Below are 24,403 nucleotides of genomic sequence, written 5' to 3' on the forward strand. Positions count from 1 at the left end.
GATGTCGTCTGTAGCGAACCGGCCACACCAGAAAAATCAAACCCGGCAAAGATGTGGCAGTTTCCTAACTTTCGTTCAGGCCCCTGACACATACGAGCGTAGAACATGGCAGGTTCAAGATTGTTCCCGTGTTCTGCCGCAATTATTGCCGTTGAGACATGCCCCAGGGTCAGAACCGATAGTTCACGCCGGCCCGGAGAATATTCGCGTCGAGCCCGGTAGAAACCGGACCTACGATGGTCGGAAAGGTTGCACTGCCGAGATCTACGTAGAGATACTCAAGCTTTGCGCTCCAATTGCGGTCGAAACCCACCTCGGCGCCGGCGCCGAGGGTCCAGCCGGTCTGGGTGGCGGTGGACGAAAGGCCGAAGAAGTCGGCGCTGCCCTGGCCATAGGCGAAGCCGCCGGTGCCATAGACCAGCACGCGATCGAAGGAGTAGCCGAGGCGGGCGCGCACCGTGCCGAAATAGTCGAGGCTGTAGGAACCGGCCGACATGCCCGAGTACTGGATGTCGGTCTCCACGCCCAGCACGAACGGGCTGCCGAACTGGAAATTGTAGCCGGCCTGGAGGCCGCCGATGAAGCCGCCCGGATCGCTGAAGGAGGAGCTGCCCCAGCCGTATCCGGCGTTGGCGCCCACGTAGAAACCGGTCCAGGTGAAGGCCGCGACGGGCTGCACGTAGGGCGCCGGGTAGCGGCCGGAGAGGTCGGCCGCGCCCGCCGGGGCGGCGAGACCGAGCCCCGCCAGCGCAGCGGCGGAAGCAAGCAGACGGAAACGCATGGATCATCCTCCAGGGGTCGGAGCCGGTGGCGATCCGGCCTGCCTTGCACCCTCGCAAGGGAAACTTGCCCGATCGTGTCCGGTTGCCCCGGGCCGCGCGCATGGCTAATGCTGCATTAATGGGTCAATACATTGAATCTAAAATGAAAAATGGAGGCGAGGCCGGCCGGCTCCCCAGCGGGGGATGGGCCGCCCTTCCGCCATGGTTGAGGGCGGGTAAACGGCGGCGGGCGCAAGAGCGATTCCCTAGGACCGCCGGGCGCATTACATAGGGGCCATGACCGGCCGCCGCCCCATCGACCCGCCCGAGATCGCGCTCCCCCGTCCCGACGCCACGGTTCCGCCGGAGGGACAGGACCTGGACGAGACGGAAGAGCTTGCGTTCGTGGAGATCGAGGCGGCGGACGAGGCCGCCCTGCCGGGCGCCGAAAGCCTGGCCATCGGCCGCGCCGCCATCATCCGGGCGGCGAAGCATGCGCCGCCGGGCCCGGGGGTCTACCGCATGATCGCGGGCGACGGCACGGTGCTTTATGTGGGCAAGGCCAAGAGCATCCGCAAAAGGGTGCTCAGCTACACGCGTCCGGTGGGCCACACCAACCGCATCGCCCGCATGATCGCGGCGACGGCGCAGATGGAGTTCGTCTCCACCCGCACCGAGCCGGAAGCGCTGCTGCTGGAAGCCAACCTCATCAAGCAGTTGAAGCCGCGCTTCAACGTGCTGCTGCGCGACGACAAGTCCTTCCCTTACATCCTCATCACCGCGGACCACGTCTCCCCGCAGATCGTGAAGCACCGCGGCGCGCGCAACCGGCCGGGAGATTATTACGGCCCCTTCGCCAGCGTGTGGGCGGTGGACCGCACCATCAACGCGCTGGAGCGCGCGTTCCTGCTGCGCTCCTGCTCGGACAGCTATTACGAGAACCGCACGCGCCCCTGCCTGCTGTTCCAGATCAAGCGCTGCGCCGGCCCCTGCACCGGCGAGGTGAACCACCAGGACTATGCCGAGCTGGTGCGCGAGGCACGGGCCTTCCTCTCCGGCCGCTCGCGGGCGATCAAGGAGGAACTGGCACGGGAGATGGAAGAGGCGTCCGAGGCGCTGGAATTCGAGCGTGCGGCGCGCCTGCGCGACCGCCTGGCGGCGCTCTCGGCGGTGCAGGGCTCGCAGGGCATCAATCCGCGGGGGGTCGAAGAGGCGGACGTGTTCGCCTTCCACCAGCAGGGCGGGGCGACCTGCGTCGAGGTTTTCTTCTTCCGGACCGGGCAGAACTGGGGCAACCGCGCCTATTATCCCCGTGCCGACCGCTCCCTCTCCGAGGCCGAGGTGCTCGGCGCCTTCCTCGCCCAGTTCTACGAGGACAAACCCTGCCCGCGCCTCATCCTTCTGTCCCACAAGGTGGAGGACCAGGAGCTTCTGGCGCAGGCCCTGTCGGAGAAGGCCGGCTACCGGGTGGAGATCGCGGTGCCCCAGCGCGGCGAGAAGCGCGACCTCGTGGACCATGCCCTCCAGAACGCCCGCGAAGCCCTCGCCCGGACGTTGGCGGAGACCCAGACCCAGACGCGGCTGCTGGAGGGCGTCGCCACCGCCTTCGGCCTCTCGGCGCCGCCGCGCCGCATCGAGGTCTATGACAATTCCCACATCATGGGCACCAATGCGGTGGGCGGCATGATCGTGGCGGGGCCGGAGGGCTTTCGCAAATCGCAATACCGCAAGTTCAACATCAAGTCGGTCGACCTCGTGCCGGGCGACGATTTCGGCATGATGCGCGAGGTCCTCCGCCGCCGCTTCGTCCGCCTGTTGAAGGAAGCCCCGCGCGCAGGCGGCGCGCCCGTTCCCGAGAACGGTGACCCTTTGGCCCCGTCCTCTCCTTTAGGGGAAGACGACGCCGGAGCGATGACTGCCGGGGCCGTCGCGGAAGCCGTGATGCCGGCATCCGCCCCAGGCGGTGAGCTTGGCCAGGCGGACAATCCAGCCGTGCCCCCTCTCCCCCTTCGCGAAAGCGCGGGCGTGGACGATCCATCCGCCTCACCCCCTGGTGATCTCGACATGGAGGACGACGCCGACGAGGCCGATGTCCTGCCCGACAGCACTGAAGCTTCGCCCTGGCCGGATCTCGTGCTCATCGACGGCGGCCTCGGCCAGCTCAATGCGGCGCGACAGGTGCTGGAGGAACTGGGCATCACCGGCGTGCCGCTGGTGGGCATCGCCAAGGGCCTCGACCGCGAGGCAGGGCGCGAGCAGTTCTTCCTGCCCGGGCGCACGGCGTTCCGCATGGAGCCCCGCGACCCGGTGCTCTATTTCATCCAGCGCCTGCGCGACGAGGCCCACCGCTTCGCCATCGGCTCCCACCGCGCGCGGCGCAAGAAGGACATCACCGAGGCCGGTCTCCAGTCCATCCCCGGCGTTGGCCCCACGCGCAAGCGCGCCCTGCTGCGCCACTTCGGCACGCTCAAGGCCATCGAGCGGGCGTCCCTGGCCGATCTGGAGCAGGTGGCCGGCATCAATGCGGGCACCGCCAAGGCGGTCTACGATTATTTCCACGAGCGGCCGTCTTCCTGAACAGACGGCCTTCAGGCTTTCGCCAGCGGTCCTCCCGTCCTAAATAGGGTGGGTGAGCGGAGCGCGCGTTGTGCCCTGCACCGGTAAAGTGATGCTTATGGTTGAAGCGGCGACCCGTTCTCCGGCACCCTCCGCCGCGCCTCCCCGGCGTGGGCGCAGTCATGCCCTGTCGCTGCCCAACCTCCTCACCTATTCGCGCTGCGTGGCGGTGCCGCTGGTCGCCGCGAGCCTGTTCTGGTCCGACATTCTCGAAGGCGGGCTCTGGCTGCGCTGGGTGGCACTGTTCCTTTATGTGGCGGCGGCGATCACCGATTTCTTCGACGGGTACCTTGCCCGCGCCTGGTCGCAGCAATCGGCCATCGGGCGCATGCTCGATCCCATCGCGGACAAATTGCTGGTCTCCACCTGCCTGCTGATGCTGGCCTCCGACGGCACGATCCGCGGCTGGTCCCTGTGGGCGGCCATCGTCATCCTGTGCCGGGAAATCCTGGTTTCGGGCCTGCGCGAATTCCTCGCCGAACTGCGCGTTTCCGTGCCGGTTTCGCGCCTCGCCAAATGGAAGACCACGCTTCAGTTGGTGGCGGTGGGCGTGCTCATCACCGGCCCCGCGGGGGAGGCGGTGCTGCCGGGGGTGAACCTCATTGGCCTGACGCTGCTGTGGATCTCGGCCGTGCTGACGCTCTACACCGGATACGATTATTTCAGCGCCGGTGCTCGCCACCTCGTGGAGGACGAGCGGTGAAGGTCCTCTATTTCGCCTGGCTGCGCGAGCGCGTGGGGACGGCCGAGGAAGAGGTGACCCCGCCCGCCGAGGTTGCAACCGTGGCAGATCTCGCCCGTTGGCTCGCCGGCCGAGACGAGGCCCACGCCCACGCTTTCGAGAATGCCGCCGTGGTCCGCGCCGCCATTGACCGCCGCCATGTGAAGGCCGACGCCGCCATTGCCGGCGCGCGCGAAGTGGCGTTCTTTCCCCCCATGACCGGGGGCTGAGCGCAATGTTCGCCGTGCGCATCCAGGCGGAGCCTTTTGATGCCGTCGCGGAAAGCGCCGCGCTGGGTGCCGGCCGCACGGATGTGGGCGCCATCGTCACCTTCACTGGCCTGTGCCGCGCCGATGCCGGCCCGGACGGGACGGGCCTCGCGGCGTTGACGCTGGAGCACTATCCCGGCATGGCCGAAGAGGAGATCGAGCGGCACGTGGAGGAAGCGCGCCGCCGCTGGCCCCTCACCGGCGCAGTCGTGGTGCACCGCCACGGGCGGCTGGTGCCGGGCGACCCCATCGTGTTCGTCGCCACGGCCTCCTCCCACCGCGCCGCCGCCTTCGCGGCGGCCGAATTCCTCATGGACTGGCTGAAGACGAGCGCTCCCTTCTGGAAGAAGGAGGAGCCGGTGGACGCCGCGCGCCCCGGCGGCTGGGTGGAGGCCAAGGCCAGCGACGACGCCGCGGCCGAGCGCTGGAGCGAATAGCCGAAAGGCGGCAGCGGTCTCGGCAAAGGCCGCGAAGCCGGCATGGGCCCGCCACATGGGCTCTTGCGTGCCGGCGCGGGCCGCGTCTATGAAAAACGGACGCTCGCTCTATAAGGACTGGCCAACGGTCCACGGTTGGCAAGAGAAACGCTTCATGGATTTTCGTGTCTCGCTCGACGGACGCTCCGCGCTGGTGACGGGTGCGTCCGGCGGCCTTGGGGCGTATTTCGCCGAGCGGCTGGCCGCATCGGGCGCGCGGATCGCACTTGCGGCGCGCCGGGCGGACGCCTGCGCGGCGCTGGCGGAGCGCATCGCCGCGGGCGGGGGCAGTGCCATAGCCGTTCCTCTCGACGTCACCGATCCGGCCTCGGCCGCCGCCGCCGTGGAGGCGGTGGAGGGGGCGTTCGGCGGTCTCGACATCCTGGTCAACAATGCCGGCGTTACCGGCACCACGCCGCTTATGGACGAGAGCGCCGAGGATTTCGGCCGCATCGTCGATACAAATCTAAAGGGTTCGTTCCTTGTGGCGCAGGCGGCGGCCCGCGCCATGGCGCGGGCGAAGCGGGGCGGAAGCATCATCAATGTGGCCTCCATCCTCGGCCTTCGGGTGGCCGGGCAGGTGGCGGCCTATGCCGCCTCCAAGGCGGCGCTGGTGCAACTGACCAAGTCCATGGCGCTCGAATGGGCGCGCCATTCCATCCGCGCCAACGCCTTGTGCCCGGGCTATGTGGAGACCGATCTCAACCGCGACTTCTTCGCCACCGAGGCGGGGCAGGCGCTGGTGCGGCGCATTCCCTACCGTCGCCTCGGCAGCCTCGCCGATCTCGAGGGGCCGCTGCTGTTCCTGAGTTCCGATGCGTCCGCTTACGTGACCGGGACGACGCTGGTGGTCGATGGCGGCCACCTCGTGTCCTCCCTCTGATCCCGCCTTTTCCTGCCGAGCCGTGCAGCCGCTTCCGCTCGGCGGGCCAATTCCATAAGTTCATCGAGGCGCCAGCGCCGAGGAGGAAATGATGCGACAGAAGGTATATCCGGACGCGAAAAGTGCGCTGGAGGGGATCGTCTCCGACGGCATGATGGTCATGGCCGGCGGGTTCGGCCTGTGCGGCATCGCCGAGAACCTCATCGCCGCCATCCGCGACCTTGGGCCGAAGAACCTCACCGTCGTGTCCAACAATTGCGGCGTGGACGATTTCGGCCTCGGCATCCTGCTCGCCAACGGCCAGATCAAGAAGATGATCTCGTCCTACGTGGGCGAGAACAAGCTGTTCGAGAAGCTCTACCTCGCGGGCGATCTGGAGCTGGAATTCAACCCGCAGGGGACCCTCGCCGAGCGCATCCGCGCGGGCGGCGCCGGCATCGCCGGCTTCTATACCAAGACCGGCTACGGCACGATCATCGCCGAGGGCAAGCCCACCCGCGAGTTCAACGGCCAGCATTACGTGCTGGAGACCGGGCTCGTCGCCGACCTCTCCATCATCAAGGCGTGGAAGGCGGACAAGGAAGGCAATCTGGTCTACCGGAAGACCGCGCGGAACTTCAATCCGATGATGGCCACCGCCGGCAAGATCACCGTGGTCGAGGTGGAAGAGCTGGTGGAGATCGGCGAGCTCGATCCCGAGAACATCCATACGCCCGGCATCTATGTGGACCGCATCGTGGTCGAAGTGGGCGCCGAGAAGCGCATCGAGAAGGTGACCACCCGCAAGCGCGAAGAGGTGAAGTGATGGCCTGGACCCGTGAGGAGATGGCGGCCCGCGCCGCCCAGCAGATCCGCGACGGCTTCTACGTGAACCTCGGCATCGGCATCCCGACCCTGGTCGCCAACGCCCTGCCGCCGGGAATGACCGTGTCGTTCCAGAGCGAGAACGGCATGCTCGGCATCGGTCCTTTCCCCTACGAGGGCGAGGAGGATCCCGACCTCATCAACGCCGGCAAGCAGACCGTCACCGAGGTGCCGGACACCTCCTATTTCTCCAGCTCCGATTCGTTCGCCATGATCCGCGGCGGGCACATGGACCTGTCCATCCTCGGCTCCATGCAGGTCTCCGAGGAAGGCGACATCGCCAACTGGATGGTGCCCGGCAAGATGGTGAAGGGCATGGGCGGTGCCATGGACCTCGTGGCCGGCGCCAAGGAGGTCATCGTGCTCATGGAGCATGTGGAGAAGTCGGGCGCCCCGAAGCTGGTGACCCGCTGCTCCCTGCCCCTCACCGGCACCCATGTGACCGATTTCGTCATCACCGACCTCGCAGTCTTCGAGTTCACCAAGCGCGGCGGCACGCTCGTACTCAAGGAACTGGCGCCGGGCGTCACCCTCGACGAGGTGAAGGCCAAGACCGAGGCGAAGTTCGAGGTCGGCCTCTCCTGAGCGCCTTCATGTCTCAGAAAATCGGAAAGGCGCCCTGCGGGGCGCCTTTTTCGTTTCGGCTGTCATTGGAGCGTCAGGCGGCCGCCGGGCTTCCGGCGCGGTCCGGCACGGCGAGGCGCACGCCGGTCGCGTCGAGGATCTGCGGCATCAGGGGGCCGTGGAGCACCTCATATTCCACCTCGCGCTGGTGGGTGAGGGGGTCGCGGGCGGTGAGCGGGTCGTCCACCCGGCCGGGATGGACCATCACCAGCCCGCCATCCGGCACGCCGGCGAGGAAGTGGGTCAGCAGCGCCGCAAAGTCGTGGCCGGCCGAGAAATCATAGGCGCCCCCGAAGCCCCGGCTGGTGGCGAGCCCCCGGCCTGCGGCATCTCGCGTGAAGCCGGAGGCGAAGGCGCCGATCAGCCGGCCCTTCAGGTCAAGGCCGTGGAGTGCCGCCGGGGCGGGCGTCACGTCTCGCAGGAAGGCCTGCGGGGCGTGACGGGCGGTGGCATCCAGCACGGCGGTGCGGATCACCGGCAGGACGTGCACATGCTGGTGGCCGTCTACATGCTGGGGCGGATGGCCGAAGGCGTCGTGGAAGGCTGCGAACTGAGCCTCGACCTCCGCCGCCACCGCCTTGGGGTCGAGCCGGCGGGCGAGGGCCGACACCAGAAGGCGCGACAGGGCCGGGAAGGTGCCGGCGGCCGTCGCCATGGCGGGGGTGAGCGGCGCAAAGGTGCCGGTGAAGGTCACGTGGAGGCCGATGCTGGCGCCGGTGCCGGCCGCCGCGGCCTTCAGCGCCTCGGCTTCGGCGCCGAGGCCGTCGAAGACGGTCATCACCGATGTGGCGTTGATGCGTCGCGCGGCGATAAGGCGGCGGATCGCCTCCGAGACGCCGGGGGCGATGGCGTAATCGTCGGCGCAGAGGGTGACGCGCTTCACGGCTCGGCCCGCGAGACCAATGTCGCCGGATGTTGCACCACCTGGCCATGCATCGCATGGGCGCCCACAACCTGCTCACCCACCCCGAAGCCGGCCGCTTCCACCACCGCCCGGGTAAGCACATGGTCGGCCACGTAATAGACTGGGCGTGCCTTGATCTCCGACAGGATGCGGGCGATGTACTCGCCCATCAGTCCCATCACCAGAAGCTGGGTGCCGCCGATGACCATCAGGCCCACCACGATGGAGGGGTAGCCGGGCAGGGGGATGCCCCACACCAGCCGCTCCACCACGATCCACCCGCCATAGAGCAAGGCGAGGCCGGCCAGAGCAGCGCCGAACAACGCGGCAAGCCGCAGCGGGGCGGGGGAGAAGGAGGTCAGCGCCTCCATGGAAAGGCCGAGGAGCCGCAGGAAGCTCCATGAGCTTGAGCCGTGGGCGCGGGGCGCCGGCCGGTAGGGAACAGCGACCTGACGGAAACCGATCCAGCTGGTCAGGCCCTTGAAGAAGCGGTTGCGCTCCGGCATCCGCCGCAGTGCCGCGGCGGCGCGGGGCGAGAGGATGCGGAAATCGGCGGCATCTTCGGGAATACGGGTGGAGGCGCCGAAGTTCAGCAGCTTGTAGAAGATGCGCACGAAAGTGCGCCGGCTCGCCGCCTCGTCGGAACGGTCGGCCTTCACCGCGTAGGCCACGTCCCAGCCGTCGTCCTTCCAAAGGGCAATGAAGGTGGGGACCATCTCGGGCGGATGCTGTCCATCGCCATCCATGAACATGACGGCATCGCCGCGGGCATGGTCGTGGCCCGCCATGAGCGCGGCCTCCTTGCCATAGTTGCGGCTGAGGGCCACCACCTGCACATCGATGCCCCTTGCCGGGAGCTGGGCGGCGATGGCGGCGGAGCCGTCGCGGCTGCCGTCGTCCACATAGACGATCTCGATCCGCATCCCGCGGGCCTCGGCCTCCCCTGCGGCGATGGAGCTGAGGCGGTCGTGAAAGGCGGAAAGGCCGCCGGCCTCGTTGTAGAGGGGTACTACGATGCTCAGGTCAGGTGTCATGTTACTACCGTGGATCCCGCTGCGGGGATAAAGACCATCTAGACTGCCTTCGCCGGAGGAGGCGAAAAATATTTTGAGAAACGCTGGAACCCGTTTCCCGCCGCGGCGTTCACCCTACAGCGCGATCATCCCCCCCAATTGATCGTGCCATTTGACGCGGTCGCCTTTCCCCCAAGGCGACCGCGTCGTCGTTCCCGGCCCAGGTGGTCGCGACGGCCTCTTTGCGGCACATCAAGACCCGAGACTTTAGGCGAGTTTAGGGTAAGGTCGCGTCGTCCAAACGGCCGAACGGGGGCCTTCTCAAATGATTCGCGACATTTTGGTCAATCTCGCCCAAGGGGTGGAGAAGGACGTCGCCTGCGATTTCGCGGCGAGCCTCGCCGCCACCTTCGGTGCCCATCTCACCGGCCTGTCCGTGGCCTATGAGATCGACGTGCCGCCCTTCTACATGGGCGCCCTGCCCACCGACTTCATCGACGCCCAGGTGCTGGAGAACCAGGCCGCCTCGGAAAAGGCGTCCGCCCGCTTCTCCGCCTCCGCTGCCGCCGCCGGCATCTCGCATGAGGTGCGCACCCTCTCCGCCTCCCTCGGCGTCGCCGCCAACAGCTTTGCCGAGATGGCGCGCCTGTTCGACGTCACCGTCGTCTGCCAGCCCGATCCCGACCGCCCCGGCCCCGAAGAGGTGATCTCGGAGACCGTCCTCATGGAATCGGGTCGCGCCGTCCTCATCGTGCCCTACGTCCAGACCAAGCCCTTCACCGCCGAGCGCGCGGTGGTGGCCTGGGACGGCAGCCGTCCCGCCGCCCGCGCGCTGGCGGAGGCGCTGCCCCTGCTGCACAGGACCAAGACTGTGGAAGTCTTCCGCGTGACCCGTGGTGAGGATGACGACGAGGCCGGCGCCGAGGTGGTCCGCCACCTGGCCCGGCATGGCCTGACCGCGGCGGTGCGCAAGCTGCCCGTCGGCTCCGGCGAGTCGGTCGCCTCCGCCATCCTGAACGAGGTGGCGGACCAGGGCGCCGATCTGGTGGTGATGGGCGGCTATGGCCACTCCCGCCTCCGCGAGATGATCATCGGCGGCGTGACGCGCGAAATCCTCTCCACCATGACGGTTCCGGTGCTGATGGCGCACTGAGGTCGCCCTACCGCAACAAAAAAGCCCCGGCAGCGGCCGGGGCTTTTTCGTGTGTGACTGGCGAGGAAGCCGTGCGGCTCAGTCCTCGTAATCCTCTTCCTCATTCTTCTTCGAGCCGCCGAGCTTGGCGAACACGGTTTCGAGGTCGAGGCTCTCGCGGCCCTTCGGCGCATCCTCCTCGGCCGGCTCGGGCGCCGTGGTGACGTCGGCGGGCAGAAGGGTCGCGCCGCGCTCTTCCGGCGCAGCGCCGGCGGGACGGTCCTTAGAGGCGCGCTGCACTTCCAGATCGAGGTCGATCTGGCTGCACAGGCCCAGCGTCACCGGGTCCATGGGGGAGAGCTGCGGCGAGTTCCAGTGAGTGCGGTCGCGGATCGACTGGATGGTGGACTTGGTGGTCCCCACCAGGCGGATGATCTGGGCGTCCTTCAGCTCGGCATGGTTGCGCAGCAGCCAGAGGATGGCGTTGGGCCGGTCGTGGCGGCGGGACACCGGGGTATAGCGCGGGCCGCGGCGCTTCTTCTGCTCCGGCAGGCGCACCTTGGGGTCCAGCAGCTTCAGGCGGCGGTTGGGATCCTTCTCGGCGAGGGTAATCTCGTCGCGGGAAAGCTGGCCGGTGGAGATGGGGTCGAGCCCCTTGATCCCCTGCGCCACCTCGCCGTCGGCGATGCCCTTCACCTCGAGCGGGTGGAGCTTGCAGAAGTCGCCGATCTGCTCGAAGGAGAGCGCCGTATTGTCCACGAGCCAGACGGCGGTGGCCTTGGGCATCAACGGTAAGTTCGACATGACGGCCTCTTGCGGCTTGTTGGTCTCTCGCGTCCGCCGGGTTCAGACGCACCGGTCGCGGCGCATCGGGCTATCTGGCAAACGCGGGTTCGGACATAAGCAGGTTCGGAGATATGCGGGTTCGCAAGGCCACCCCTCCCCAGGGGCGGACCGCGGAATGCATCGCATGTGTCCGGGATAGGGCCAACATAAGCGCCCCGGCAGAAAGTTGCAATTCCCGCGGCGGGGCGATGGGTGAAATCGCCGGCCTGCTTGACACAGACGGCGGGAGACCGCCAATTCGCCCCATGCCCGATCGTGCCCAAGATCGCGACCTTGTCCCGGCCCCCGCACGGCCGGCGCTGAAGGTCCTCCTCGCCGCTCCGCGCGGCTTCTGCGCCGGCGTCGTGCGCGCCATCGACGCTGTGGAACAGGCGCTGAAGCTCTATGGCGCGCCGGTCTACGTGCGGCACGAGATCGTCCATAACAAATATGTCGTGGAAGACCTGAAGCGGAAGGGCGCCATCTTCGTCGAGGAGCTGGAGGAGGTGCCCGACACCACCGCTCCGGTCATCTTCTCCGCCCACGGCGTTCCCAAGGCGGTGCCGGAGGAGGCCTCGGGCCGCAACCTCTTCGCCATCGACGCCACCTGCCCGCTGGTCACGAAGGTGCATCGCGAGGCGCAGGTGCATTTCAAGCGCGGGCGGCACATCCTCCTCATCGGCCACAGGGGCCATCCGGAGGTGGTGGGGACCATCGGCCAATTGCCCGACGGCGCCTTCACCCTGATCGAGACCGCCGAGGACGCCGAGACGGTGTCGCCGCCGGATCCAGACACCCTCGCCTATGTGACACAGACCACGCTCTCCCTCGACGACACCGCCGGGATGATCGCCATCCTGCGCCGGCGCTTTCCCAAGCTCGCCGAGCCGCACAAGGAGGACATCTGCTACGCCACAACCAACCGGCAGGAGGCGGTGAAGCTGATCGCCCCGAAGGTGGAGGCGCTGATCGTGGTGGGCGCGCCCAATTCCTCCAATTCCCAGCGCCTGCGCGAAGCGGCGGAACGGGCCGGCTGCCGCCGCTCGGCCCTGGTCCAGCGGGCCGCCGACATCGACTGGTCGGTGTTCACCGGCATTGCCAGCCTCGGCGTCACCGCCGGCGCCTCGGCGCCTGAGGTGCTGGTGGAGGAGATCATCGACGCCTTCGCCGCGCGCTACGACGTCACCGTCGAGACCGTGACCTCCACCGAGGAGGACGTGTTCTTTCCCCTGCCGCGCGTGCTGCGGCCGGATGCGGCGGCGGAGTGAGGCGTGGCGGTCTATACCGATGTGGCGCCGGCCGAGCTCGAAGCCTTTCTCGCCGGCTATGAGGTGGGTACCCTCACCTCGTTCCACGGCATCGCCGAGGGTGTCGAGAATTCCAACTTCCTGGTGCAGACCACGTCCGGCAGCTACATCCTCACGCTCTACGAGAAAAGGGTGAGGCGGGACGACCTGCCCTTCTTCATTGGGCTGATGCAGCATCTCGCCGCCCGCGGCCTCTCCTGCCCGCAGCCGGTGGCGGCGCGCTCCGGCGCGGTGCTCGGGGAAGTCGCGGGGCGGCCCGCGGCCATGGTCACCTTCCTGCCCGGCGTCTCGGTGCGCCGGCCCAGCGCGCAGCATTGCGCGGAACTGGGGCAGGGGCTCGCCCGGCTCCACCTCGCCGGCGCGGATTTCTCCATGCGCCGCGCCAATGCGCTGTCGGTTGGGGGGTGGCGGCCCCTCTTCGAGGCGGCACGGGCCGAGGCCGACACGGTCGCGCCCGGTCTTTCGGGAGCCATCGCCGCCGAGCTCGGGACGCTGGAGGCCAGCTGGCCGAAGGGGCTGCCCGAGGGCGTCATTCACGCCGACCTCTTCCCGGACAATGCCTTCTTCCTCGATGACCGGCTCTCCGGGATCATCGACTTCTATTTCGCCTGCACCGACTTCCTCGCCTATGACGTGGCGGTCTGCCTCAACGCCTGGTGCTTCGAGCCGGACGGCGCCTTCAACGTCACCAAAGGCCGGGCGCTGCTCGCCGGCTACGGCGCGGCGCGGCCCCTGTCGCAGGAGGAGATCGCCGCATTGCCGAGGCTCGCCCGCGGCGCCGCGCTGCGCTTCCTGCTGACCCGCCTCGTCGACTGGCTGAACGTGCCGCAGGGCGCGCTGGTGCGGCCCAAGGACCCGCTGGAATATCTGAAGAAGCTGCGATTCCACCAGGCGGTGGACAGCGCGCAGGACTACGGCCTCGCCGCATGAAGGCCGTGGAAATCTTCACCGACGGGGCCTGCTCCGGGAATCCCGGCCCCGGTGGCTGGGGCGCGCTGCTGCGCTTCGGCGCCCACGAGAAGCCGCTGTCCGGCGGCGAGGCGATGACCACCAACAACCGCATGGAGCTGATGGGCGCCATCTCGGCCCTGGAGGCGCTGAAGGAGCCGTGCGCCGTCGACCTGCACACCGACAGCGAATATCTGAGGAACGGCGTCACCAAGTGGATGCACGGCTGGAAGCGCAACGGCTGGCGCACCGCCGACAAGAAGCCGGTGAAGAACCAGGACCTGTGGGAGCGGCTGGACGAGGCCCTTAAGCGCCACGAAATCCGCTGGCACTGGGTGAAGGGTCACGCGGGCCACGCCGAAAACGAGCGGGCCGACGAACTGGCCCGCGAAGGCATGGCTCCGTTCAAGCTGCGGGGCCGGCTGGGAGGGTGATCGGCATTACCCGTATCCACGGATATGCGGGAAGGCCGCGCGTGCACGTCAATTCTTCATGCCCAGCTCGGCTTTCTTGCGTTGAATGCAACGCGAGATAAGGCCCGAGCGGTCCGCCTGGCGGCCCGGAGGATTCTCCTCCAGACATTCCGCGCGCAGCTGATCGATCGTTTTAGCCTGCGTCTTCTGAGCGTTTGCGGGTACCGCTCCGGAAAACGCGGCACCCACGGTGACTGCAGTCGCCAAGAGCCATGCCCTGTTCATGCTCCCCCCTATTAAGATTCGATCGCAACTAAGAGTAAGGCCGAGTAAGAACGGCATATTAAGGTTGAGTTCGCCGCTCTGGACAAGCGGATTGTTGCGGCAGGCCTTCAGCCGAAGGCGGCCACAAGCAGCTTCCCTCAGCCCGCGGGCCGCTCTAGGGTCCGCCCACTGTTTCGCCAGACCGCCGGCTGCCAACTCCCCATGTTCCGCAACATCCTCTCCGTCGGCGGCCTGACGCTCCTCTCCCGCCTGGCCGGTTTCGTCCGTGATGTGGTGATGGCCGCCGTGCTCGGCGCCGGCCCGGTGGCGGACGCCTTCCTCATCGCCTTCCGCCTGCCGAACCACTTTCGCGCCATCTTCGCCGAAGGCGCGTTCAACGCCGCCTTCGTGCCGACCTATGCCCGGCTGCGCGAGCAGGACGGCGTGCCGGTGGCGCGCGGCTTCGCCGACGAGATCCTCACCGCCATGACGCTGGTGCACGCCGTGCTGCTGGCGCTGGCGCTGGGATTCACGCCGCAGTTCGTCGGCCTTTTGGCGCCGGGCCTCGCCGACGATCCCGAGCGCTTCGGCCTCGCGGTGACGCTGACGCGCATCACCTTTCCCTATCTCGCCCTGATTTCGGTGGCGACGCTGGTGACGGGCGCCCTCAACGCCTCGGACCGGTTCGCGGTGGCGGCGGCGGCACCGATCCTGCTCAACATCTGCATGGTGAGCACGCTGCTTGCCGCCGCGCTCTTCCCCACCGCCGGTCATGCGGCGGCGTGGGGCGTACTCATCTCAGGCGTCGCGCAATTGTTCGTGGTGGGGCTCGATGCCGAGCGCCATGGCATCGGGCTGCGGTTCGCCCGGCCGAAGCTCGACCCCGGCACGCGGCAGTTCCTCAAGGCCCTCGGACCGGCCATCATCGGCTCGGCGGGCGTGCAGATCGCCCTCTTCGCCGACACCATCATCGCCACCTTCCTGCCAGCGGGCGCGCTGTCGGCGCTCTATTACGCCGACCGCATCAACCAGTTGCCCATCGGCGTCGTGGGCATCGCGGTGGGCACCGTGCTGCTGCCGGAGATGTCGCGGCGCCTCGCAGCGAAAGATGATGCCGGGGCGGCCCATTCCCAGGCCCGGGCCATCGAGCTCGCGACGCTGCTCGCCATTCCCTTCGTCGCGGCCGCCCTTCTGGTGCCGGACCTGACCATGCGCGCGCTTTTCGCCCGCGGCGCCTTCACCGCGGCCGACGCGGCCGACGCGGCGGCGACGCTCCGGGCCTACGGCGTCGGCCTCCTCGCCTTCGTGGTGGTGCGGGCGTTCATTGCGCCGTTCCACGCCCGCGGCGACACCCGCACGCCGATGATCGCCTCGCTCACCGCCGTCGCGCTCAATGTGGCGCTCAAGTTCGCCCTCATGGGCACCCTCGCCCAGGTGGGTCTGGCGCTGGCCACCGCGGTGGGCGGCTGGATCAACGTGAGCCTTCTCGTCCTGTTCGCCATCCGCCGCGGGTATCCGGTGGGCGATGCGGCTCTGGGCCGCCATCTGGCGAAGCTGTTCGTCCTCCTGATTCTGGTGGGCGCGGCCCTCGTTGGCGCGCAGGCCCTCGCCGCCGCGCTCCTGCCACCCTCCCTCTGGGCGCGCGAGGAGATCATGCTTCTCCTGGTCGTGATCGCCGGCGCGGCGGTCTATGGCGGCGGGCTTTTCGTGCTGCTCGGGCGCTCGTTTCTCGCCGGCGTCATGGGGCGCCGCGGGCCGAGGCCTGACAGCATGCCGCGATGACCGTTCGTCAACTAAATCCGGCCCCTCCGGCAGCGTAGCATTTTGCATCGCACCCGCTCTGTGCTATCGAACCGCCGTTTTCCGGTTTCGGCTCATCGGTTGCGGGAGGTGCCGAGCCCTTCCAAGTTCATTCGCGGACGCAAGTCCGACGAGGAGCCGGATATCCATGACGCCTGCCCCCCGCCTTCGTTCCCTCTTTTCCCTGTTCACGCGTGCCGTTCCGGCCGCGCCGCTCGTTGCGTGCGCCGCGCTTGCCCTGTCCCTCGCCGGCTGCGGCCAGCCCTCGGCCCAGCAGCAGGCGGCCCCGCCGCCGCCGACCGTGACGGTGGCGACGCCGCAGACCCGCTCGGTCACGGAACAGGAGGAATATGTCGGCCGCTTCGTCGCCATCGACGAGGTCAATGTTCGCGCCCGCGTTTCCGGATATCTGGACAAGATCGGCTTTGCCGACGGCCAGATCGTGAAGGAAGGCGACATCCTCTTCACCATCGACCAGCGCCCGTTCAAGATCGCGGTGGATCAGGCCCAGGCCAATCTCTCCCAGGCCAAGGCGAATCTCGACTTCACCAAGGCGGACCTGGAGCGCGCCCGCACCCTGCTGGAGGACCGGACCTCCAACGCCATCTCCAAGCAGACCTTCGACCAGCGCACCCAGGCCGAGCGCACCGCCAACGCCGTGGTGCAGTCGCAGGAGGCGCAGCTGCGCTCCGCCCAGCTCGACCTCGGCTTCACCGAGGTGAAGGCCCCCATCACCGGCAAGATCGGCGACCGCCGGGTTTCGGTGGGCAACTACGTCACCGGCGGCACCGCCGGCTCGCCGACCCTTCTGGCGGTGATCGTTTCCACCGATCCGATCCGCTTCGAGTTCACCATGGACGAAGCCGCCCTGCTGCGGATGACGCGCCGCAAGGGCGGCGCCGACATCAAGGGCGATCCGGTGACGCTCAAGCTGATCGACGACAAGGACTTCAGCCATACCGGCAAGCTGGACTTCCTCAACAACGTGATCGACCGTGAGACCGGCACGATCCGCGGCCGGGCGGTGTTCGATAACAAGGACAACCTGTTCCGCCCCGGCATGTTCGCCCGCATCCGCATCGATTCCTCCGCGCCCTACGACGCGCTGGTGGTGCCGGACGTGGCCATCGGCAGCGAGCAGGTGAAGAAGTTCGTCTACGTCGTTGGGCCGGACAACAAGGTGGTGCAGAAGCCGGTCACCCTCGGACCGCTGCAGGGCGACATGCGGGTGATCCGCGAGGGCCTCGGGCCGGACGACAAGGTGGTGGTCAACGGGCTGATGCGGGTGAGGCCCGGCGTCACCGTCAATCCGCAGCCGGCGGGCGCCCAGGCGCCGGCCGGTGCTCCCGCCGCCAGCGCCTCCTCCAAGTAAGGGGAGGGCGACATGCGCTTTTCCCACTTCTTCATCGACCGCCCCATCTTCGCCTCGGTGGTTTCGGTGGTGGTCGTCATCCTCGGCGCGGTGTCCTACCTGCGCCTGCCGGTGGCGCAGTATCCCGAGATCGCGCCGCCGGTCATCACCGTGACCGGCCAGTATCCCGGCGCCTCCGCCGAGATCGTCGCCGAGACCGTGGTCGCGCCCATCGAGCAGCAGATCAACGGCGTGGAGCACATGCTCTACGTCTCGTCCAACTCCACCGCGGACGGCCGCTTCTCCATTTCGGTCACCTTCGACATCGGCACCAACCTGGACATCGCCCAGGTGCAGGTGCAGAACCGTGTCGCCATCGCCGAGCCGCGGCTTCCGTCCGAAGTGCAGCAGGTGGGCGTCGTGACGGCCAAGGCCTCCCCCGACCTTCTGCTGGTTGTCAGCCTCTATTCGCCGGACGGCTCGCGCGATCCGTTGTTCATCTCGAACTTCGCCAATATCGAGATCAAGGACGTGCTCTCGCGCATCGACGGCGTGGGCTCCATCACCGTCTTCGGCTCGCGCGAATACGCCATGCAGGTCTGGCTCGACCCTGACCGCCTGTCCATGCTCAACCTGACCACCACGGACGTGGTGAATGCGTTGAGGGCGCAGAACGTCCAGGTTGCCTCGGGCGTGCTCAACCAGCCGCCGGTGCCGACTCAGCGGGCGTTCCAGATCGCCGTTCGCACCCTCGGGCGCCTGTCCGATCCGGCGACCTTCAGCGACATCGTCATCAAGCAGACCGACGCGGCGCTGGTGCGGCTGAAGGATGTGGGCCGGGTGGAGATCTCGGCGCAGGACTATGCGTCCACGTCCTTCCTCGACAAGGACATCTCCATCAACCTCGGCATCTTCCAGCGCCCGGGCTCCAACGCCCTCGCCACCGGCAATGCGGTGGTGAAGGAGATGGAGCGCATCGGCAAGACCTTCCCCGAGGGCCTGAAGTACGCGATCTATTACAACCCCACCGAGTTCATCCAGCAGTCGGTGGATGCGGTGATCCACACCATCGGCGAGGCCATCGTGCTCGTCGTGCTGGTGGTGATCGTGTTCCTGCAGACCTGGCGGGCGGCGATCATTCCCATCCTCGCCATCCCGATCTCGCTCGTCGGCACCTTCTTCGTGATGACGCTGTTCGGCTTCTCGCTGAACAACCTGTCCCTGTTCGGCCTGGTGCTCGCCATCGGCATCGTGGTGGACGACGCTATCGTCGTGGTGGAGAACGTGGAGCGCAACATCGAGGCGGGCCTCGCCCCGCGCGATGCCGCCTACAAGACCATGGACGAGGTGGGCGGGGCGCTGGTCGCCATCTCCCTCGTGCTGTCGTCGGTGTTCGTGCCCACGGCCTTCATCACCGGCCTGTCGGGCGAGTTCTACCGGCAGTTCGCGCTGACCATTGCCGGCTCGACGCTGATCTCGCTGCTCGTGTCGCTGACCCTCTCGCCGGCCATGTGCGCCATCCTCCTGAAGCCGCACCGCGCGGCCCATGAGAAGCCGGCGTGGTATGCGCGGCCGATCACCGGCTTCTTCCGCATCTTCAACCGCGGCTTCGAGGGGCTTGGAAACGGCTACGCGTGGATGACCGGGCGCCTTGTGCGCGTGGTGGCGCTGGTGCTCATCGTCTACATGGGCATCGTCGCGTTCGGCGGCTGGCTGTTCGTGACGACGCCCCAGGGCTTCATCCCGCAGCAGGACCGCGGCTATCTCATCGTCGTCGCCCAGTTGCCTCCCGGCGCCGCCATGCAGCGCACCGAGGAGGTGATGAAGCGCGCCGGCGAGCTCGTGCTCGGCACCCCGGGCGTCGGCCACATCGTCAACATCGCCGGCTTCTCCGGCGCCACCTTCACCAATGCCCCCAACGCCGGCGCCATGTTCGTCATCCTCGAGCCGTTCGCCAAGCGCGCCGGCCATGCGGACCAGACGGCGGCGGCCATCCAGGGCGTGCTGTTCGGCAAGGTGGCGTCCATCCAGGAAGCCCAGATGATCGTGGTGCAGCCGCCGCCCGTGCAGGGCATCGGCAACGCCGGCGGCTTCCGCATGATGATCGAGGACCGCGCCGGCAACGGCCTCCTCGCGCTGCGCAATGCCACCTACGCCATGATGGGTGCGGCGGCGCAGACGCCGGGGCTGATGCAGGTCTACTCCCTGTTCGAGACCTCGACGCCGCAGCTCTATCTCGACATCGACCGGCAGAAGGCCCAGCTGCTGCAGATCAACATCGCCGACGTCTTCGCCGCGCTCCAGACCTATATCGGGTCGAGCTACGTGAACGACTTCAACCTGTTCGGGCGCACCTTCCGCGTGCAGGCGCAGGCGGACGCTCCCTTCCGGCTCGATCCCAAGGACGTGCTCTCCATCCGCGTGCGGGCGGCCAACGGAGAGACGGTGCCGCTCGGCTCGTTCACCACGGTGCGGGACATCTCGGGCCCCTACCGCGTGCCGCGCTACAACCTCTACCCGGCGTCCGAGCTCGACGGCTCGCCGGCGCCCGGCTACTCGCAGGGTCAGGCGATCAAGATCCTGCAGGATCTAGCGACCAAGGTGCTGCCGCAGGGCTTCTCCTTCGAATGGACGGCGCTCGCCTTCCAGCAGGAGCGCGCCGGCAACACCGCCATCTTCGCCTTCGCGCTGGGCGTGGTGTTCGTCTTCCTGGTGCTGGCGGCGCAGTACGAGAGTTTGACCCTGCCGCTGGCGGTCATCCTCATCGTGCCCATGTGCCTCGTGGCAGCGCTGGTGGGCGTGATCCTGAGGGGTCAGGACAACAACATCCTGACCCAGGTGGGATTCATCGTGCTCATCGGCCTTGCGGCGAAGAACGCGATCCTCATCGTGGAATTCGCCAAGCAGCTGGAGGACCAGGGGCACGGCCGGCGTGAGGCCGCGGTGGAGGCGGCGCGTCTGCGTCTGCGTCCCATCGTCATGACCTCGCTCGCCTTCATCCTTGGCGTGGTCCCGCTGGTGTGGGCCACCGGCGCCGGCGCCGAGCTGCGCCAGGCGCTGGGCACGGCGGTGTTCTCGGGCATGATCGGCGTGACGCTCTTCGGCCTGCTGTTCACGCCGGTGTTCTACGTCTTCGCGCGCTGGATCGCGTCCTTCGGAAGCCGGGAGAAGGCGCCCGCACCGCCTCCGTCGCATCCTGCACCCGCAGAATGAGGCCCGGCCCGCAGCGCCGGAAGGCGAGCGGCACCATAAGAAAAGGCGGCCTCCGGGCCGCCTTTTTCGTGTTGAGGGTGAATGTCGCCGCTCAACGGCGCCGGTCGCGCTGGGCCTTCAGCCACTTGATCCGCTCGAGAACGTGCTGGGGTTGGTAGGGCTTTTCCACCGCCGGCCCGTCCTCGCACAGATCGGTGGCCTGCGTTGCCGCCATGGCCGGGGAGCCGGCGAGCACCACGTCGATATGGGGATGGGTCTCCCTCAGCCAGCGGGCGAGGGCGAAGCCGTCCAGACCGCCGGTGGACGCGGCATCCGCCAGCACCGCCTCGACACGCTCGGCCTCCACCTCGAGGATGATCTGGGCTTCCTCGCCGGATGTCGCCTCCAGCACCTCGTACCCGCAGGACCTGAGATAGTCCGCGAGGACGTGGCGCACGAGGATGTCGGCCTCGACAATGAGAAGGGTCGCAGGAAACTCCGTATCGCCGGCGTTCATATGCCTGATTTCCCCTTGAGCTGGGCTTGGATGAGCTGAAGCACGCTCTCCATCCGGTAAGGCTTGGCGAGAAAGGGTGCGACCACTGCCGCGAGGGTGCGGTCGAAATGACCCGAGGTGAGGATCACCGGGAGATCCGGCCGCTCGGTCCGCAGGCGGCCGGCCAGCTCGTAGCCGTCAAGCGCGCCTTCGGTGCGCACGTCGGTAAAGACCAGGTCCACTTCTAGGCCGGCGAGGATGGCGTCGTAGCCTTCCTGCGCCGACGCCGCTTCCACCACCGTGAGACCGGCGGCGCGCAGCTCTGAGGACGTGACCAGGCGGACGAGTGTGTCGTCCTCGATCAGCAGCACAGTGCGCGCTTGCTCGGTCGCGCTCGGCTGGCGATCCGGATGTGTCATGATTTCCCTGAAAGCTTTAACGGGGCAACGACGGAACGCTGAGGCTACGCTTTGGTTCCCCGTTGTGGGGCCATCAGAAAAGCCGATGCCGGCGATCTCATCTTCCGATTGGCGGGACGGGGCCGGGAGGGCGACTTTCGCCCGAACTCCAACGGCGGGATAGAGCCGGTGCCCCTGACCATTTTCTTCCTCAACGGACCCAACGCAAATCTCTACGGGCTCGACCCCTCCGGCACCTATGGCACGGAGAGCTTCCCCGCCATCCGCGAGCGCTGCCTCGCCCATGCGCAGACGCTCGGGGTGACGCTCGATTTCCGCCAGTCGAACCACGAGGGCGAGATCGTGGACTGGATCCAGGAGGCGCGGGCGAAAGCGGATGCCATCGTCATCAATGCAGCCGGCCTCACCTATACCTCCATCGCCATTCTCGATGCGCTGCTCGCCTTCGACAAGCCGATCATCGAGGCGCACATGAGCAACATCTGGAAGCGCGAGCCCTTCCGACACCATTCCTTTGTGTCGAAGGCAGCCACCGGCGTGGTGGCGGGCCTCGGCGCACTCGGCTACGAACTCGCCATCAGCGCGGCGGCACGGCTCGCCGCCGCGCGCGCGGAGGGCGGGCAGACGTGAGCGGGGCTCTGGTTTTCTACAGCGCGGTGGACAACGGCCCGGAGTGGCAGGCGGCGCTTGCGGCGGCGGCGCCCGGCCTCGATGTGCGCATCGCCGATCCGGCGGATGGCACGGTGGAGGGTGATCCGGCGGACGTGCGCTACGCTCTGGTGTGGAAGCCGCCGCACGGCTTCTTCGCGCGCTTCCCCAATCTCAAGCTCGTCGTCAACCTCGGCGCCGGCGTCGATGCTCTGGTGGCGCGGGACGATTTGCCCGATGTGGCCATCACCCGCCTCTCCGATCCGCACATGGCGCGGATGATGGCGTCCTTCGTCCTGTTCTGCGTGCTGCGCCACGCCCGCGAGATCCCGACCTTCGAAAAGGCGCAGCGGGAGCGCCGCTGGCACTATGTGCACCCGCGCACCGCCGGGGAGATCCGCGTCGGCGTGCTCGGGCTCGGCGAGCTGGGCGCCGCGGCAGCGCAGGAGCTGGCGCGCCAGGGCTTCGACGTGCGCGGCTGGTCGCGGACCGCAAAGAGCCTCGACGGCGTGCAATCCTGCCATGGCATGGACGCCCTCGCCGGCTTCCTCGCCGACACCGAGATCCTCGTGGTGATGCTGCCGCTGACGCCGGAAACCCGCGGCCTGCTGGACGCGGCGCATCTCGCCTTGCTGCCGCGGGGCGCAAAGTTCATCAACGTGGCGCGCGGGGCGGTCGTGGACGAGGCCGCGCTTATCACGGCGCTCGCCTCTGGCCATATCGCAGAGGCAACCCTCGACGTGTTCGCGACCGAGCCTTTGCCGTCGGAAAGCCCGCTCTGGGGCATGGACAACGTGCTGGTGACGCCGCATCTCGCCTCGGTCGCCATCCCCGCAAGCGCCGCCGCCCAGATCGCCGACAACATCCGGCGGGTGGAGGAGGGGCGGGAGGTGCTGAACCGGGTGGACCCCGCGCGGGGCTATTGAGTGGACACGGTGTCCGGAGCTACCCCGTCGGCTCAGCGGCTTTCGATGATGGCGCGGGCACGCTCGTGCGGCGCGAGGGACTCCTCGGTCGCCGCCTCGGCGAAGTCGGTCATTTCGTAGACCGGACGGATCTCGATCTCGCTCGGGCCGGGCATGGGATTGGGACAGCGCTTCACCCAGGCCACCGCCTCCTCCATGTCCTTTACCTCCCAGATCCAGTAGCCGGCGATCAGCTCCTTGGTCTCGGCGAACGGCCCGTCCATGACGATGCGGCTCGGCCCGTCGAAGGCGATGCGCTTGCCGTTGGACGAGGGCTTCAAGCCGTCGCCAGAGAGCATGATGCCGGCCTTGGCGAGTTCCTCGTTGTAGTTGCCCATGGCCTCCATCAGCTCGGCGGACGGCATGGCACCCTGCTCGCTGTCCACCGTCGCCTTCACGATCACCATCACGCGCATCGTCATTCTCCCTGATTCATGAGGCGCAGCTTGGGCCTCCGCGTCCGAGGACGGGCTGCCCGGCCCGGACCCGACATTTTGCGCGGCGCCTTTTTGCTTCTTCGCCCCTCACATGTCCGGCGCGATGGAGCCGGGGGCGAACATGCCGCCTGGCGAGAAGGCATCAGAGAGGAAGCGGGCGAACACCTCCACCGCCGGGCGCATGGGCTGGCGGCGCAGCGACAGGCGCATCACCCGCACCGGCGGAAGCTGCTCCTTCAGCGGGCGCACCGCCACCCGGCTGCCGTCATAGGCCATGGTGGTGCGCGGCGAGGCATTGTGCAGCGTGTAACCGCGCTTCTGGCCCACCAGGCCGCGGATCAGCTCATAGGAGCGCGAGCGGTAGGCGATGCGCGGCGTGATTCCGCAGGCGTCGAACAGGGAGAAGAAATAGTCCCGGGTGTGCGGCAGGTCGTAGAGCAGGAAGGGCTCGTCGGCCACCTCCTTCAGCGATACCACGCGGCGCGCGGCGAGGGGGTGGTCCGCCGCCAGCACCAGTAGCGGCGGCAGATCGGTGAGCAATTCGCCCGCCAGCTCCTCGGGCACGGCATAGCCGTAGGATACCGCAAGCTCCAGCCGGCCGGAGAAGATGCCCTCGAAGATCTCCCGCTGGTCGCCCTCCTCCAGGCGCACCGTGATGCCCGGCTGCACCTCGGCGAAGCGCGCGAGCAGCGCCGGCATGAAGCGCGGCGCGATGGTGAGAAAGCAGCCGAGCGAGATTTCCCCGCGCAGGCTGTCGCCCAGCGACTGGGCGCTCTGGGCGAAGTCTCGGGCGTGGGCGAGCAGGTGGCGCGCCTCGTTCACATAGCGCTGGCCAGCGGAGGTGAGCGAGATGCCGCGGGCGTGGTGGCGCACGAACAGGGGAATGCCGAGTTCCGCCTCGGTCTGGGCGATGGCGGCGGAAATGGACGGCTGGGACACGTTGAGCTGGCGCGACGCCTCGGTGACGTTGCCGCAATCGGCCGCCGCCACCACGTAGCGCAGCGCGCGCAGGGAAATGTTCATCCGCGCGCCCCTCCTGCGAAGAAGCGGATGGGGGGAGCGAGGCGGGAATGGG

25 protein-coding genes are annotated in these 24,403 nt (G+C 67.9%); 16 read left to right on the forward strand and 9 right to left on the reverse strand.

What is annotated here, in order from left to right; translation table 11 throughout:
• Window positions 1-169: 169 nt before the first annotated feature.
• Window positions 170-781: an outer membrane protein gene (locus ABLE93_RS14200; RefSeq protein ID WP_348840487.1), complete on the reverse strand. Its 612-nt coding sequence runs from the start codon at window positions 779-781 to the stop codon at window positions 170-172.
• 277 nt (window positions 782-1,058) lie between these two features.
• Here ABLE93_RS14200 and uvrC point away from each other — a divergent pair, with 277 nt between their 5' ends.
• From uvrC to ABLE93_RS14235, 7 genes are all read left to right on the forward strand, one after another.
• Window positions 1,059-3,338, forward strand: a complete 2,280-nt coding sequence (gene uvrC / locus ABLE93_RS14205; RefSeq protein WP_348840488.1) for an excinuclease ABC subunit UvrC — start codon at window positions 1,059-1,061, stop codon at window positions 3,336-3,338.
• Window positions 3,339-3,435: 97 nt separating this feature from the next.
• The gene (gene pgsA, locus ABLE93_RS14210) at window positions 3,436-4,080 is read left to right on the forward strand and encodes a CDP-diacylglycerol--glycerol-3-phosphate 3-phosphatidyltransferase (RefSeq protein WP_348840613.1); all 645 of its coding nucleotides are present in this window, start codon (window positions 3,436-3,438) and stop codon (window positions 4,078-4,080) included.
• Window positions 4,077-4,328 carry a molybdopterin converting factor subunit 1 gene (moaD, locus tag ABLE93_RS14215; RefSeq protein ID WP_348840489.1) on the forward strand — a complete coding sequence of 84 codons (252 nt, stop codon included), beginning with the start codon at window positions 4,077-4,079 and terminating at the stop codon, window positions 4,326-4,328. The genes pgsA and moaD overlap by 4 nt, the downstream gene beginning before the upstream one ends.
• A gap of 5 nt (window positions 4,329-4,333) precedes the next feature.
• Window positions 4,334-4,804 (forward strand): molybdenum cofactor biosynthesis protein MoaE, encoded by a 471-nt coding sequence (locus tag ABLE93_RS14220; protein ID WP_348840490.1) that lies wholly within the window; start codon window positions 4,334-4,336, stop codon window positions 4,802-4,804.
• 154 nt (window positions 4,805-4,958) lie between these two features.
• Window positions 4,959-5,726, forward strand: a complete 768-nt coding sequence (locus ABLE93_RS14225) for a glucose 1-dehydrogenase (RefSeq protein ID WP_348840491.1) — start codon at window positions 4,959-4,961, stop codon at window positions 5,724-5,726.
• 91 nt (window positions 5,727-5,817) lie between these two features.
• Entirely contained in the window at window positions 5,818-6,531 is a 714-nt protein-coding gene (locus ABLE93_RS14230; protein ID WP_348840492.1) for a CoA transferase subunit A, read from the forward strand.
• Window positions 6,531-7,175, forward strand: a complete 645-nt coding sequence (locus tag ABLE93_RS14235) for a CoA transferase subunit B (RefSeq protein ID WP_348840493.1) — start codon at window positions 6,531-6,533, stop codon at window positions 7,173-7,175. Before ABLE93_RS14230 ends, ABLE93_RS14235 begins: the two co-directional genes overlap by 1 nt.
• Window positions 7,176-7,248: 73 nt before the next feature.
• On the opposite strand, the gene ABLE93_RS14240 is transcribed toward ABLE93_RS14235, so the two are convergent.
• Complete coding sequence (locus tag ABLE93_RS14240) at window positions 7,249-8,097, reverse strand: ChbG/HpnK family deacetylase (RefSeq protein ID WP_348840494.1); 849 nt, start codon at window positions 8,095-8,097, stop codon at window positions 7,249-7,251.
• On the reverse strand, window positions 8,094-9,152 hold the full coding sequence (locus ABLE93_RS14245; RefSeq protein WP_348840495.1) for a glycosyltransferase family 2 protein: 1,059 nt from the start codon (window positions 9,150-9,152) through the stop codon (window positions 8,094-8,096). The genes ABLE93_RS14240 and ABLE93_RS14245 overlap by 4 nt, the downstream gene beginning before the upstream one ends.
• A 304-nt stretch (window positions 9,153-9,456) precedes the next feature.
• On the opposite strand from ABLE93_RS14245, the gene ABLE93_RS14250 reads away from it, so the two are divergent.
• The gene (locus ABLE93_RS14250) at window positions 9,457-10,284 is read left to right on the forward strand and encodes a universal stress protein (protein ID WP_348840496.1); all 828 of its coding nucleotides are present in this window, start codon (window positions 9,457-9,459) and stop codon (window positions 10,282-10,284) included.
• 78 nt (window positions 10,285-10,362) lie between these two features.
• Here the strand turns inward: ABLE93_RS14250 and ABLE93_RS14255 are convergent, their stop codons facing one another.
• Complete coding sequence (locus ABLE93_RS14255) at window positions 10,363-11,067, reverse strand: DUF1013 domain-containing protein (protein WP_348840497.1); 705 nt, start codon at window positions 11,065-11,067, stop codon at window positions 10,363-10,365.
• Between the two features lie 287 nt (window positions 11,068-11,354).
• Here ABLE93_RS14255 and ispH point away from each other — a divergent pair, with 287 nt between their 5' ends.
• From ispH to rnhA, 3 genes are read left to right on the forward strand one after another with little or no spacing between them, the layout of a single operon-like run.
• Window positions 11,355-12,356, forward strand: coding sequence for a 4-hydroxy-3-methylbut-2-enyl diphosphate reductase (gene ispH, locus ABLE93_RS14260; RefSeq protein WP_348840498.1), 1,002 nt, complete (start codon window positions 11,355-11,357; stop codon window positions 12,354-12,356).
• A 3-nt stretch (window positions 12,357-12,359) separates the two neighbouring features.
• Window positions 12,360-13,325: a homoserine kinase gene (locus tag ABLE93_RS14265; protein WP_348840499.1), complete on the forward strand. Its 966-nt coding sequence runs from the start codon at window positions 12,360-12,362 to the stop codon at window positions 13,323-13,325.
• The gene (rnhA, locus tag ABLE93_RS14270) at window positions 13,322-13,777 is read left to right on the forward strand and encodes a ribonuclease HI (protein ID WP_348840500.1); all 456 of its coding nucleotides are present in this window, start codon (window positions 13,322-13,324) and stop codon (window positions 13,775-13,777) included. The genes ABLE93_RS14265 and rnhA overlap by 4 nt, the downstream gene beginning before the upstream one ends.
• Window positions 13,778-13,825: 48 nt before the next feature.
• On the opposite strand, the gene ABLE93_RS14275 is transcribed toward rnhA, so the two are convergent.
• Window positions 13,826-14,023: a hypothetical protein gene (locus tag ABLE93_RS14275; protein WP_348840501.1), complete on the reverse strand. Its 198-nt coding sequence runs from the start codon at window positions 14,021-14,023 to the stop codon at window positions 13,826-13,828.
• A gap of 219 nt (window positions 14,024-14,242) precedes the next feature.
• Here ABLE93_RS14275 and murJ point away from each other — a divergent pair, with 219 nt between their 5' ends.
• The 3 genes from murJ (at window position 14,243) to ABLE93_RS14290 (ending at window position 20,384) form a co-directional block, all read left to right on the forward strand.
• Window positions 14,243-15,802 carry a murein biosynthesis integral membrane protein MurJ gene (gene murJ / locus ABLE93_RS14280; RefSeq protein WP_348840502.1) on the forward strand — a complete coding sequence of 520 codons (1,560 nt, stop codon included), beginning with the start codon at window positions 14,243-14,245 and terminating at the stop codon, window positions 15,800-15,802.
• A gap of 166 nt (window positions 15,803-15,968) precedes the next feature.
• Window positions 15,969-17,192, forward strand: coding sequence for an efflux RND transporter periplasmic adaptor subunit (locus ABLE93_RS14285; protein ID WP_348840503.1), 1,224 nt, complete (start codon window positions 15,969-15,971; stop codon window positions 17,190-17,192).
• Window positions 17,193-17,204: 12 nt separating this feature from the next.
• Window positions 17,205-20,384, forward strand: coding sequence for an efflux RND transporter permease subunit (locus ABLE93_RS14290; protein WP_348840504.1), 3,180 nt, complete (start codon window positions 17,205-17,207; stop codon window positions 20,382-20,384).
• Between the two features lie 91 nt (window positions 20,385-20,475).
• Here the strand turns inward: ABLE93_RS14290 and ABLE93_RS14295 are convergent, their stop codons facing one another.
• Window positions 20,476-20,880, reverse strand: a complete 405-nt coding sequence (locus tag ABLE93_RS14295) for a response regulator transcription factor (RefSeq protein WP_348840505.1) — start codon at window positions 20,878-20,880, stop codon at window positions 20,476-20,478.
• Window positions 20,877-21,278 carry a response regulator gene (locus ABLE93_RS14300; RefSeq protein WP_348840506.1) on the reverse strand — a complete coding sequence of 134 codons (402 nt, stop codon included), beginning with the start codon at window positions 21,276-21,278 and terminating at the stop codon, window positions 20,877-20,879. The genes ABLE93_RS14295 and ABLE93_RS14300 overlap by 4 nt, the downstream gene beginning before the upstream one ends.
• A 168-nt stretch (window positions 21,279-21,446) precedes the next feature.
• On the opposite strand from ABLE93_RS14300, the gene ABLE93_RS14305 reads away from it, so the two are divergent.
• On the forward strand, window positions 21,447-21,908 hold the full coding sequence (locus tag ABLE93_RS14305; RefSeq protein WP_348840507.1) for a type II 3-dehydroquinate dehydratase: 462 nt from the start codon (window positions 21,447-21,449) through the stop codon (window positions 21,906-21,908).
• The gene (locus tag ABLE93_RS14310; RefSeq protein ID WP_348840508.1) at window positions 21,905-22,852 is read left to right on the forward strand and encodes a 2-hydroxyacid dehydrogenase; all 948 of its coding nucleotides are present in this window, start codon (window positions 21,905-21,907) and stop codon (window positions 22,850-22,852) included. Before ABLE93_RS14305 ends, ABLE93_RS14310 begins: the two co-directional genes overlap by 4 nt.
• Window positions 22,853-22,884: 32 nt before the next feature.
• Here ABLE93_RS14310 and ABLE93_RS14315 read toward each other — a convergent pair whose 3' ends face one another.
• Window positions 22,885-23,307: a YciI family protein gene (locus tag ABLE93_RS14315; RefSeq protein ID WP_348840509.1), complete on the reverse strand. Its 423-nt coding sequence runs from the start codon at window positions 23,305-23,307 to the stop codon at window positions 22,885-22,887.
• Window positions 23,308-23,415: 108 nt separating this feature from the next.
• Window positions 23,416-24,351: a LysR family transcriptional regulator gene (locus ABLE93_RS14320; RefSeq protein ID WP_348840510.1), complete on the reverse strand. Its 936-nt coding sequence runs from the start codon at window positions 24,349-24,351 to the stop codon at window positions 23,416-23,418.
• Window positions 24,352-24,403 lie beyond the last annotated feature (52 nt).

The sequence above is a fragment of the Xanthobacter pollutisoli genome (assembly GCF_040044995.1).
Lineage (GTDB): Bacteria > Pseudomonadota > Alphaproteobacteria > Rhizobiales > Xanthobacteraceae > Xanthobacter.